Source organism: Micromonospora sp. NPDC049101, assembly GCF_040648675.1.
GTDB lineage: Bacteria > Actinomycetota > Actinomycetes > Mycobacteriales > Micromonosporaceae > Micromonospora.
In genome coordinates this window covers 254,515-263,944 of sequence record NZ_JBEZED010000010.1, presented here as the reverse complement: position 1 = coordinate 263,944, position 9,430 = coordinate 254,515, and the positions used below count along the sequence as shown (strand labels likewise).

Sequence of the window (9,430 nt, the reverse complement as noted above, 5' to 3'; positions counted from 1 at the left end):
ATCAACGTCGACGACATGGCCAAGGAAATGGGCACCACCGAAGCCGGCACCAACAGCATTAACGACATCACCCCGGTGCTGAACAAGGAAACCGGCAAGGCCGACGCCTACCACAGCGTGGAGATCAGCAAGCCCGACGCTGATGCCACGCAGACCGACAAGCTGCGCGCCGACATCGTCAAGACCGTGGACAACGGCCGCGCCGTCGTCGCCAACATCGCCGGCACCAGCACCGACACCAACGGTGTCACCCACTCCTACGAGGGCGGGCACTACATCAGCGTCGTCGGCTACCACGACAACGGCACCACCGTCACCATCGCCGACTCCGCCGACCCCAACCAGGCCGCCTACGACATCACCGTCGAGCACCTCGCCGACTGGATCGCCACCCGCGGCTACGCCACCAGCTGACCCACACCACCCCGCACGCACCACCGCACCGCCGCACGGCACCACCGCAGGGCCGCAGGGCCGCACGACCACAGCACCACACCACTGAAGGGCCGGACCCCACCACGGGGTCCGGCCCTTCGGCGTACTCGAATCAGGGTTCCCGACCCACGCGCGCCGACTTGGCGTCCGCCACCGGTTCAGCGTCCACCGCTGGATCGGTTGCCTCGATGCGGTGGGCCCGTCGGCGTAGCCACCAGGTGCTGCCCAGGCCGGCGAGCACCGCGAGGACAAGCCCGGCCCAGGAGATGTCCTTGAGCCAGTGCTCGGCCGCCCGTCCCACGGTGAACAGCAGGTAGGTGGTGCCGAACGCCCAGACCAGCCCGCCGGCGGCGTTGGCCAGCAGGAACCGCCGGTACGGCACGCGCAGCGCCCCGGCGAGCGGGCCGGCCAGGATCCGCAGCAGCGCCACGAACCGGCCGAAGAACACCGCCCAGACGCCGTAGCGGGCGAAGCTCTGCTCGGCTCGGACGAGTTGGGCGGGACCGAGATGACGGGGGAAGCGCCGGCCAAGTCGTGCCAGCAGTGGACGACCACCGCGACGGCCGACCGCGTACCCGATGGAGTCGCCGACGATCGCACCGGTCGCCGCGGCGGTGGCCACCCACTCCGGTTCGACCACGCCCGTGGCGGCGAGCAGCGCGGAGCTGACCAGGACGATCTCGCCGGGCAGGGGGATGCCCATGCTCTCCACGCCGATAACCCCGCCGACGAGCAGGTATACCGCGATCGGTGGCAGCGACACGAGCCAGTGCTGGACGTCGAACACGGTTGACCCCTCCTCCGACCGGGCCTCGAACCCTACCCGCGGTCAGCCGCCCCGACCGGCCCGACCGGCATCGTCCGACCGCCCCGACCAACCCAGGCCAGCCCGACACTTCATTGACAGGGAGATCGCCGCCGTGCCCGCGCTTGTTGCGCGCTCAGGTTGGCCACGACACTTTCCCTAACGCGTCCTAGGAGGCTAGGGGTGGGGTATGGGGCGGAGGGGCGACGCCCGGGTTGCGCAACTAGCAAGACGGACGTACGGTTTTGTTGAGAGCGGAATCGGCGGTAAGTGTCACCTAACCTCGGCGGCCCCCCGACCGGTGCGACAGACTGCTCAGGACTACTCACGGTCGCTGGTGTGAAGGAGTACGACGTGGCGAGCCTCGACACCTTCGGTGCGAAGACCCAGCTACGCGTCGGAGACGCGAGCTACGAGATTTTCAGGATCGACAAGGTGGACGGCCACGCGCGGCTGCCGTACAGCCTGAAGATCCTGCTGGAAAACCTGCTGCGGACCGAGGACGGCGCGAACATCACCGCCGACCACATCCGCCAGCTCGGCGGGTGGGACTCCTCCGCCGCCCCGAGCGTCGAGATCCAGTTCACCCCGGCGCGGGTGCTCATGCAGGACTTCACCGGCGTGCCCTGCGTGGTCGACCTGGCGACCATGCGCGAGGCCGTGCGTGACCTGGGCGGCGACGCCAGCAAGGTCAACCCCCTCGCCCCGGCCGAGCTGGTCATCGACCACTCGGTGATCGCCGACCTGTTCGGCCGCGAGGACGCGTTCGCCCGCAACGTCGAGCTGGAGTACGAGCGCAACAAGGAGCGCTACCAGTTCCTGCGCTGGGGCCAGACCGCGTTCAACGAGTTCAAGGTCGTCCCGCCGGGCACCGGCATCGTGCACCAGGTCAACATCGAGTACCTGGCCCGCACCATCATGGAGCGCGGCGGCCAGGCGTACCCGGACACCGTGGTCGGCACCGACTCGCACACCACGATGGTCAACGGCCTGGGCGTGCTGGGCTGGGGCGTCGGCGGCATCGAGGCCGAGGCCGCGATGCTCGGCCAGCCGGTCAGCATGCTGATCCCCCGGGTGGTGGGCTTCAAGCTGCACGGCGAGATGCCGGCCGGCACCACCGCCACCGACCTGGTGCTGACCATCACCGAGATGCTGCGCAAGCACGGTGTGGTCGGCAAGTTCGTCGAGTTCTACGGCCCCGGCGTGAGCGCCGTGCCGCTGGCCAACCGGGCCACCATCGGCAACATGTCCCCGGAGTACGGCTCCACCGTGGCGATCTTCCCGATCGACGCGGAGACGGTTCGCTACCTGGAGCTGACCGGCCGCGACGCCGCGCAGGTCGCGCTCGTCGAGGCGTACGCCAAGGAGCAGGGCCTCTGGCACGACCCGGACCACGAGCCGGACTACTCGGAGCGCCTGGAGCTGGATCTGGGCACCATCGAGCCGTCGCTCGCCGGCCCGAAGCGCCCGCAGGACCGGGTGCCGCTGGGCAGCGCCAAGACGCTGTTCCGTTCGGCGCTGACCGACTACGTCGCCGACGACTCCGCCGGCGAGCGTGACTTCAAGCCGGGCGTTCCCCGCGAGGAGCTGCCGCGCGGTGCCAACGGCCCGGCCGACGAGGCCAGCGCCGAGTCGTTCCCGGCCAGCGACCCGCCGGCCAACGACTTCAGCGACCCGGCCGACGAGCCGCGTGACCTGGAGACCGCGGCGGTCGGCGCGGGCGGCCGGGCCAGCAAGCCGGTCCGGGTCACCGGCGCCGACGGCGTCGAGTACGAGCTGGACCACGGCGCCGTGGTGATCGCCGCGATCACCTCCTGCACCAACACGTCCAACCCGCAGGTGATGATCGGTGCCGCGCTGCTGGCCCGCAACGCGGTCGAGAAGGGCCTGACCCGCAAGCCGTGGGTGAAGACCACCCTGGCGCCCGGGTCGAAGGTCGTCATGGACTACTACGAGCGGGCCGGCCTCACGCCGTACCTGGACAAGCTCGGCTTCAACCTGGTCGGCTACGGCTGCACCACCTGCATCGGCAACTCGGGCCCGCTGCCCGAGGAGGTGTCCGCCGCGGTCAACGAGCACGACCTGTCGGTGGTCTCGGTGCTGTCGGGCAACCGCAACTTCGAGGGCCGGATCAACCCGGACGTCAAGATGAACTACCTGGCGTCCCCGCCGCTCGTGGTCGCGTACGCCCTCGCCGGCACGATGGACATCGACCTGGCCAACGAGCCGATCGGTGAGGACGCCGAGGGCAACCCGGTCTACCTGCGCGAGATCTGGCCGAACAGCACCGAGATCCAGGACGTCATCGCCCAGGCGATCGGCGCGACCGGGTTCAGTGCCGCGTACGCCGATGTCTTCGCCGGCGACGAGCGGTGGCAGTCGTTGCCCACCCCGACCGGCGACACCTTCGCCTGGGAGAGCGACTCCACCTACGTGCGTAAGCCCCCGTACTTCGAGGGCATGCAGCAGGAGCCGAGCCCGGTGGTGGACATCGCCGGCGCCCGGGTGCTGGCGAAGCTGGGTGACTCGGTGACCACCGACCACATCTCGCCGGCCGGCGCGATCAAGGCCGACTCCCCGGCCGGGACGTACCTGGCCGAGCACGGTGTGCCGCGGCACGAGTTCAACTCGTACGGCTCCCGGCGGGGCAACCACGAGGTGATGATCCGGGGCACGTTCGCCAACATCCGGCTGCGCAACCAGCTGGTCCCCGGCGTGGAGGGTGGCTTCACCGTCAACCACCTCACCGGTGAGCAGTCCTCGATCTACGACGCCTCGGTGGCCTACCAGGAGGCCGGCATCCCGCTCGTGGTGCTGGCCGGCAAGGAGTACGGCTCGGGTTCGTCGCGGGACTGGGCGGCCAAGGGCACCATGCTGCTGGGTGTCCGGGCGGTCATCGCCGAGTCGTACGAGCGGATCCACCGCTCCAACCTGATCGGCATGGGTGTGCTGCCGTTGCAGTTCCCGGTGGATGTCACCGCCGAGTCGCTCGGTCTCACCGGCACGGAGACGTTCACCATCACCGGGGTGACCGCGCTCAACGACGGCGACACCCCGCGCACCGTGCAGGTCAGCACCGACACCGGCGTGGAGTTCGACGCCGTGGTGCGGATCGACACCCCGGGTGAGGCGGACTACTACCGGCACGGCGGCATCCTGCAGTACGTGCTGCGCCGCATGATCGCCAACTGACGTACCGACGTCCGGCGAAAGGGCCGCTTTCCGCGCTTGCGGGGAGCGGCCCTCTCGTTTCTCCTCGCTCTCGACTCGGCGGCGGCCTCCATCGGCCGGGTCGTGGCGCCGGGCCGCATGGGTTGTCGCGGCCTTCGGTGGGCAGCCGGGCCCGCCGCCCGGTTCAGGTCGCGTCCCTTTGCTCTGCACCCGCCCGTGCACCACGAACGCTCCGTAACTGGCGCATGGGCGGGTGCAGAGCAAAGGACACGAAAGAGCACCCGCACCCCCGGCCCGGATGGCGCATGGGCGGGTGCAGAGCAAAGGACACGAAAGAGCACCCGCACCGCCGGGCCGGATAGCGCGAGGGGCGGGTCGGCAGGGCACGCCCCGGCTCAGCGCAGCCGCAGTGCGACCGCCCGGGCCTCCTCGTCGGTGAGCGGCAGGAACCACAGGAAGCGACGGACGATGGCGACCGGGTCGGGTCCGCCCGGCTGGCCGCGCAGGTCGCGGATCGCCCGGCGGGTGATCCGGGAGAACTCGGGGATCAGGGTCGCCCGGCGCGCGGCGTCCGTGGGGGTCGCGCGCAGCGCCGGGCAGGGCCAGTCCTGACCGCAGACGTCGCACGTCCAGAGTGGCCCGTCGGCGGTGTGCGCGACCGGCGGGCCGCACCGGGGCCGCCAGCGCGATTCGGGTACGACGTTCGCCGCGCGACCGGGGCCACGGTACGGAGGGTGGCGTGGCCCGGTCGGTCCGGCACTGATCGCTGGGGGCGAGGCCGGCCGGCCCGGTCGATGTGGGCGGTTGCAGGATCTGTCCTCGGGCATTGCGCGCTCCCTCGTCGACATCGTCTACACAGAAACCCTGCCGAGGGTTGCGGAGCGATCACACTACGTAGAACTATTTCCTTCCAACGTCTGGAACGTTTTGGAGGGTCTGGAGATGAATCGAGCCGTACAGGCGGCGATGGCCGAGAGGGGCCACACAGCGGACAGTCTCGCTGCGCAGATTGGTGTCGATCCGAAGACGGCCGCCAAGTGGGCGAGCACGGAACGAATTCCGCAGACGCGGCATCGTGCGCGGGTCGCCGAGTTGCTCGGTCGGGACGTCGATGAGCTGTGGCCGGACGCGCTCAAGCGCCGAACGCCGGCCTGGTTCCGACACTGGGCCGAGATCGAGCGTGAGGCACTGTCGCTGCGGTGGTTCGAGCTTACGTGGATACCGGGCCTTCTCCAGACCAAGGCGTACGCGCTGGCCACGCTGGTCGGCGAGGCATTCTTGCCGAACGAGGCGGACGATCTCGCCGAGGCGCGGCTGAGCCGGCAGGCCATCCTGCGCCGGGAGCGCCCGCCGCTGCTCGTCGCGGTCCTCGATGAGGGAATCCTCCGGCGCACCCTCGGCGGTGACCGGGCCATGATGCGCGAGCAGTGCGAGCGGCTGGCCGAGCAGGCCACGTTGCCGAACGTGTCGCTCTTCGTCGTGCCCGCCGACGTCGGCATGTATCCGGGCCTCGGCGGGCCGTTCACCATCGCGGAGATGCCGGACGGGGGGCGGGTCGCGCACGTCGACAGCCAGGCCCAATCACAGCTCATCGACAAGACCGCCGATATTGCTACCCTGGACCGACGGTGGGAGCGCATTCGCGACGGAGCCCTGTCCCGGGCGCAGTCCCTCAACCTCATCAGAGAAGCGGCAGCATCATGGACCTGACCGGCGCTCGGTGGCGCAAGAGCACCAGGAGTGGCAACAACGGCGGGAACTGCGTCGAGGTGGCCGACAACCTCGCGGGCGTCATCGGCGTACGTGACTCCAAGGACCCGGCCGGTCCGACGCTCGCCTTCGACCCGGCGGCCTGGACGCGGTTCCTGGCCCTGGCCAAGCGCGGCTGACCCGCACTGTCCTAACGGACGAGTTCGGCCGCCCGGTCGAGCAGCGCGCGACGCTCGGCGGCCGACCCCACCGCTGCCGCCGCCTCTCGGAACAGGTCGGCGGCCCGCAGCCGGTCACCCTGGCGGGCCACCAGATCGGCCCGCACCGCCACGGCGAGTGGGTTGCCGTCCAGCCCGCCCCCGGCATGTGCCGCGTCGAGCAGGTCCAACCCGGCGGCCGGCCCGTACGCGTACCCGTGCGCGACCGCGCGGTTGAGCGCGATCACCGGTGAGGGGCGCAGGTCGGCCAGCGCGTCGTAGGCGCGCGCGATCGTCGGCCAGTCGGTGTCCTCGGCCGAGGCGGCGGTGGCGTGGCAGGCCGCGATCCGGGCCTGCCACGCGTACGGCCCGTCGTGGCGTACCCGATCCAGCGCGGCCAGGCCCTCGGCGATGGCGGCGCGGTCCCACCGGCGGCGATCCTGCCGCTCCAGGGTGAGCAGGTTTCCGGCGGCGTCGCGGCGGGCGTCGCGACGGGAGTGTTGGAACAGGACCAGCGCCAGCAGCGCGGTCACCTCGGACTGCCCCGGCATCAGCCGGTCGAGCAACCCGGCCAGCCGGACCGCCTCGTCGGCGAAGGCCGGCTCACCGTCGGCGACGTAGCCCCGGGTGAACAGCAGGTACAGCACGGCGAGGACGCCGGGCAGCCGCTCGGTCAGCGCCGGCCCGGTTGGCACCCGGTACGGGATGCCGGCCTGCGCGATGCGGGTCCGGGCCCGGGTCAGCCGTCGGGTCATCGTCGACTCGCTGACCAGCAGAAGTCGGGCGATGTCCGCGGTCGGCACGCCGCACACGGTTCGCAACGTCAACGCCACCCGCGCGTCGAGGGCCAGCGCCGGGTGACAGCAGGTGAAGATCAGGCGCAGTCGGTCGTCCACCACGTCCGGCCGCTCCTCGGGCTGCTCCTCAGCCGGCGTGAGGAGTGCCAGATCGTGCAACTTACGGCGCTCCACTGTGGCCCGACGCAGCACGTCGAGCGCCCGGTTGCGGGCCACGGTCAGCAACCAGCCACCCGGGTTGGCCGGCACACCGTCACCGGGCCAGCGCTCCAGGGCGACGGCCAACGCCTCCTGGGCGCAGTCCTCGGCCAACGCCCAGTCCCCGGTCACCCGGATCAGGGTCGCGACGATCCGGGGGTACGCCTCGACGCCGGCAGCGGCGACGGCCTCCGCCGCCACCGCGCCGGCCGGCGCCGGGGTAGGCACCGGCCGGCGCTGCGGGGTGGACACCTGCGTCAGTCGGACAGGTTCGCGAACGGGCGCAACTCCAGTCGCCCTTCGCGGGCCATCGGGTGGGTGCGCGCCACCTCGATCGCCTCGTCCAGGTCGGCACAGTCGAGCAGGTCGAAGCCCACGATCACCTCGGTGGTCTCCGCGAACGGGCCCTCGGAGACGAGCAGCTCACCGCCGCGAACGCGGACGGTGGTGGCCGCGTTGGTCGCCGCCAGCACGTTGCCGGTGAGGCGGCGGCCACGAGAGTCGTTCTCCGCCACCCACCTGTGGATGTCGGGTAGCTCGGTGGGGTCGGTGTCCGGCTCGGTGTCGCTGCACACGAACATCAGGTACTTCACTGGTCGCTCCCTGGTCTCTCGGGGTGTCGCCAGCATGACGATCGGCCGACAGCGTTCCGGACACTCTCCCCGGAAAAAACCCGGTCAGTTTCCGTTGGCGGCGCGGCGGCGGGCCTCGCGGGTCTTCATGGCGTGCTCCATCAGCGTGACGAGCACCTCCTTGCTGGACTCGCGCTGCCGGGCGTCGCAGAGCAGCACCGGCACCCCCGGGTCCAGGTTGAGCGCGGCCTGCACCTCGTCGAGCCGATACTGCCGGGAACCCGCGAAGCAGTTCACCGCCACCACGAAGGGCGTGCCCCGGCCCTCGAAGTAGTCGATCGACGGGAAGCAGTCGGCGAGCCGGCGGGTGTCGGCCAGCACCACCGCGCCGATGGCGCCCAACGCCAGCTCGTCCCAGACGAACCAGAACCGGTCCTGACCCGGCGTACCGAACAGGTACAGCACCAGGTCGTCGCTGATGGTGATCCGACCGAAGTCCATGGCCACGGTGGTGGTGGTTTTGCCCTCCACCCCGGACAGGTCGTCGATGCCGACCCCCGACTCCGTCAGCACCTCCTCGGTGCGCAACGGTCGGGTTTCGCTGACCGCGCCGACCATGGTCGTCTTGCCCACACCGAAGCCGCCGGCGACCAGGATCTTGATCGCGGTGGGCAGTGGGGTCGCTCCCGCCGGCCGGTCAGAGTGCCCGTAGTCCATTGATTACCGCCTCGAAGATGCTGTTGTCGGGAAGGCCGGCCGTGGTCTGCGGCTCGCGGACCTGCACAAGGCTGCGAGCCGCCAGGTCACCGAGGAGCACCCGGATGGTGCCCACCGGCAGATCAAGATGGGCGGCGATCTCGGCGACGGACTGTATGCGTTGACACAGCCCGACGATCGCCAGGTGCTCCGGACCGAGACCAACCTCCGGCGTTACCTCGGCTCGGGTCGCGGTGACCAGGGAGATCAGGTCGAACGTGCCGGTGACCGGGCGGGCCCGCCCGCGCGTCACCGCGTATGGGCGCACCACCGGCCCCGCGTGGTCGTCCACCCACTGCTGCTCTGCTGACTCTCCCTTCACCGTCATCGCCGCTACCTCTCGCCGGCCGGCTGCTCGGTGCGCGACGGCGACGCGACGTACTTGCCGACGCGGGTCACCAGCATCGCCATCTCGTAGGCGATCAGCCCGACGTCGGCGTCCTCGCTGGCCAACACCGCCAGGCAGGCGTTGCGGCCGGCCGCGGTGACGAACAGGAACGACGACTGCATCTCGATGATGGTCTGCTGCACCTGCCCGCCACCGAAGCGCTTACCGGCGCCCCGGGCCAGACTCTGGATACCGGCCGCCATCGCGGCGAGATGCTCGCCGTCGTCCCGGCTCAACCCCTGGGAGGAGGCCATCAACAGACCGTCGGTGGAGAGCGCGACCGCGTGCTCGGCCTGCTTCACCCGGCCCACCAGGTCATCGAGCAACCACGTCAGGTCGGCACTCGAAGCCGTCTTCTGCGCCACTTCGTCGTCCTCTTCTCGCCCGGCTCATGCGCCGTA

The 9,430-nt window shown here is 70.6% G+C and carries 11 protein-coding genes; 4 read left to right on the top strand and 7 right to left on the bottom strand.

All coding sequences use genetic code 11. The features are described from left to right. Positions 1–414: C39 family peptidase (locus AB0B57_RS16715; protein ID WP_357069918.1), on the top strand; the 414-nt coding region annotated here is incomplete at its 5' end. Positions 415–547: 133 nt separating this feature from the next. Here AB0B57_RS16715 and AB0B57_RS16710 read toward each other — a convergent pair. Further along, positions 548–1,222 (bottom strand): DedA family protein, encoded by a 675-nt coding sequence (locus tag AB0B57_RS16710; RefSeq protein WP_357069915.1) that lies wholly within the window; start codon positions 1,220–1,222, stop codon positions 548–550. Positions 1,223–1,579: 357 nt separating this feature from the next. On the opposite strand from AB0B57_RS16710, the gene AB0B57_RS16705 reads away from it, so the two are divergent. Continuing rightward, complete coding sequence (locus tag AB0B57_RS16705; RefSeq protein WP_357069912.1) at positions 1,580–4,432, top strand: aconitate hydratase; 2,853 nt, start codon at positions 1,580–1,582, stop codon at positions 4,430–4,432. Positions 4,433–4,806: 374 nt separating this feature from the next. Here the strand turns inward: AB0B57_RS16705 and AB0B57_RS16700 are convergent, their stop codons facing one another. Beyond that, the gene (locus AB0B57_RS16700) at positions 4,807–5,238 is read right to left on the bottom strand and encodes a hypothetical protein (RefSeq protein ID WP_357069909.1); all 432 of its coding nucleotides are present in this window, start codon (positions 5,236–5,238) and stop codon (positions 4,807–4,809) included. A 115-nt stretch (positions 5,239–5,353) separates the two neighbouring features. On the opposite strand from AB0B57_RS16700, the gene AB0B57_RS16695 reads away from it, so the two are divergent. Continuing rightward, a complete protein-coding gene (locus AB0B57_RS16695; RefSeq protein WP_357069955.1) occupies positions 5,354–6,121 on the top strand; it encodes a helix-turn-helix transcriptional regulator in 768 nt (255 codons plus the stop codon). Then, positions 6,112–6,300 carry a DUF397 domain-containing protein gene (locus tag AB0B57_RS16690; protein ID WP_357069906.1) on the top strand — a complete coding sequence of 63 codons (189 nt, stop codon included), beginning with the start codon at positions 6,112–6,114 and terminating at the stop codon, positions 6,298–6,300. Before AB0B57_RS16695 ends, AB0B57_RS16690 begins: the two co-directional genes overlap by 10 nt. Before the next feature lie 11 nt (positions 6,301–6,311). Here AB0B57_RS16690 and AB0B57_RS16685 read toward each other — a convergent pair whose 3' ends face one another. The 5 genes from AB0B57_RS16685 to AB0B57_RS16665 form a co-directional block, all read right to left on the bottom strand. Further along, the gene (locus tag AB0B57_RS16685) at positions 6,312–7,565 is read right to left on the bottom strand and encodes a sigma-70 family RNA polymerase sigma factor (RefSeq protein ID WP_357069904.1); all 1,254 of its coding nucleotides are present in this window, start codon (positions 7,563–7,565) and stop codon (positions 6,312–6,314) included. 5 nt (positions 7,566–7,570) lie between these two features. Beyond that, positions 7,571–7,906, bottom strand: a complete 336-nt coding sequence (locus tag AB0B57_RS16680; protein WP_357069901.1) for a YciI family protein — start codon at positions 7,904–7,906, stop codon at positions 7,571–7,573. An 84-nt stretch (positions 7,907–7,990) separates the two neighbouring features. Further along, a complete protein-coding gene (locus AB0B57_RS16675; protein WP_357069898.1) occupies positions 7,991–8,602 on the bottom strand; it encodes an ATP/GTP-binding protein in 612 nt (203 codons plus the stop codon). After that, complete coding sequence (locus AB0B57_RS16670; RefSeq protein ID WP_357069895.1) at positions 8,583–8,969, bottom strand: DUF742 domain-containing protein; 387 nt, start codon at positions 8,967–8,969, stop codon at positions 8,583–8,585. The genes AB0B57_RS16675 and AB0B57_RS16670 overlap by 20 nt, the downstream gene beginning before the upstream one ends. Before the next feature lie 5 nt (positions 8,970–8,974). Then, positions 8,975–9,394 carry a roadblock/LC7 domain-containing protein gene (locus AB0B57_RS16665; RefSeq protein ID WP_355032793.1) on the bottom strand — a complete coding sequence of 140 codons (420 nt, stop codon included), beginning with the start codon at positions 9,392–9,394 and terminating at the stop codon, positions 8,975–8,977. Between the last annotated feature and the right edge of the window lie 36 nt (positions 9,395–9,430).

What these genes read in the sequence shown, in the direction of transcription:
- AB0B57_RS16700 (WP_357069909.1), bottom strand. Translation starts at nt 5,238, where the DNA reads ATGCCCGAGGACAGATCCTGCAACCGCCCACATCGACCGGGCCGGCCG.
- AB0B57_RS16695 (WP_357069955.1), top strand. Translation starts at nt 5,354, where the DNA reads ATGAATCGAGCCGTACAGGCGGCGATGGCCGAGAGGGGCCACACAGCG.
- AB0B57_RS16690 (WP_357069906.1), top strand. Translation starts at nt 6,112, where the DNA reads ATGGACCTGACCGGCGCTCGGTGGCGCAAGAGCACCAGGAGTGGCAAC.
- AB0B57_RS16675 (WP_357069898.1), bottom strand. Translation starts at nt 8,602, where the DNA reads ATGGACTACGGGCACTCTGACCGGCCGGCGGGAGCGACCCCACTGCCC.
- AB0B57_RS16670 (WP_357069895.1), bottom strand. Translation starts at nt 8,969, where the DNA reads ATGACGGTGAAGGGAGAGTCAGCAGAGCAGCAGTGGGTGGACGACCAC.